General features: G+C 65.5%; 1 protein-coding gene and 1 pseudogene. One reads left to right on the forward strand and one right to left on the reverse strand.

Going from position 1 to position 1,388, the window contains the following annotated elements; genetic code table 11:
* The coding region (locus EOA36_RS35475; protein ID WP_145969513.1) for a dipeptide ABC transporter ATP-binding protein at positions 1 to 1,134 on the forward strand (1,134 nt) is incomplete at its 5' end.
* Positions 1,135 to 1,162: 28 nt separating this feature from the next.
* Here EOA36_RS35475 and EOA36_RS35480 read toward each other — a convergent pair.
* Positions 1,163 to 1,388, reverse strand: a pseudogene (locus tag EOA36_RS35480) (hypothetical protein); the annotation flags it as partial.

Below are 1,388 nucleotides of genomic sequence, written 5' to 3' on the forward strand. Positions count from 1 at the left end.
CAGCGCGTGATGATCGCCATGGCGCTCGCCAACGACCCCGACATCCTGATCGCCGACGAACCGACGGCGGCGCTCGACGTGACCATCCAGGCACAGATCCTGATGCTTCTGGCCGAGCTGCAGCGCAAGCTCGGCATGGCGATCGTCTTCATCACCCACGACCTCGGCATCGTGCGGCGCTTCGCCGACCGGGTCTATGTCATGCGCCAGGGAGAGGTCGTCGAGGAAGGCGCGGCGGAAGCGATCTTCGCCAACCCGCAGCATGCCTACACCAAGATGCTGCTGGCGGCCGAGCCGACGGGAACCAAGGCACCTCCGCCCGCCAACGCGCCCGTGGTGCTCGAAGGCAGGAACGTCGAAGTCACATTCAGGATCGGCGGCGGGTTCCTGGCCGGCGAACCCCTGATGCTGCGGGCTGTCGATCACATCTCGATCCGGTTGCAACGCAACCAGACCATCGGCATCGTCGGCGAATCCGGATCGGGCAAATCGACGCTCGGCCGAGCCTTGCTGCGGCTGTTGCCGAGCGATGGGCTCATCCGGTTCGGCGATCGCGACATTTCCACGGCCGACCGGCAGCAGATGCGGCCGCTGCGGCGCCAGATGCAGCTCGTCTTCCAGGATCCCTTCGGCTCGCTGTCGCCACGCATGACCGTCGGCCAGGTCATCACCGAAGGGCTGCTGGTGCATGAACCGAACCTTTCGGGAAAGCAGCGCGACCAGCGCGCGGTCGAGGCGCTGCGCGAAGTCGGCCTCGACCCCAATGCCCGCAACCGCTACCCGCACGAATTTTCCGGCGGACAACGGCAACGCATCGCCATTGCCCGCGCCATGATCCTGAAGCCCAAGATGGTCGTGCTGGACGAGCCGACCTCGGCGCTCGACCGCTCGGTGCAGAAACAGATCGTGGAATTGCTGCGCAAACTCCAGGCCGACCACGAACTGTCCTACCTGTTCATCAGCCACGATCTCGCGGTGGTGCGCGCCATGGCCGACTACATCATCGTCATGAAGCAGGGCAAGATCGTCGAGGAGGGGCCGACCGAGGCCATCTTCAGCAACCCGCAAGCGCCTTATACGCAGACGCTGATGAACGCCGCGATCGACGTCACGCGGTTCCGGTTGAGCGCGTGATGAGCCGCTGCAGGTAAGGCCCGTTCGCTCAGCCCGCCGAACTCGCGCACTTGTGTGCGCGCATGGCGACAGCGGCATCCTGCTGTTGCTTCAACCGGTCGATCCTGGCCGTTTCACGATTGGCGACCGCCGTCTTCACGCGCGATCCGCCAAGCAGCCAGCGCGGCACGCTGGTGTTGGCGACCTTGCCGCGGGTGATCGCGGTTTGCGAGATGTCGCTCGCGCTGGCTGCTTGGCGGATCGCGCGTGAAGAC

Origin of the sequence: Mesorhizobium sp. M8A.F.Ca.ET.021.01.1.1 (genome assembly GCF_003998025.1) — a bacterium.
Lineage (GTDB): Bacteria > Pseudomonadota > Alphaproteobacteria > Rhizobiales > Rhizobiaceae > Mesorhizobium.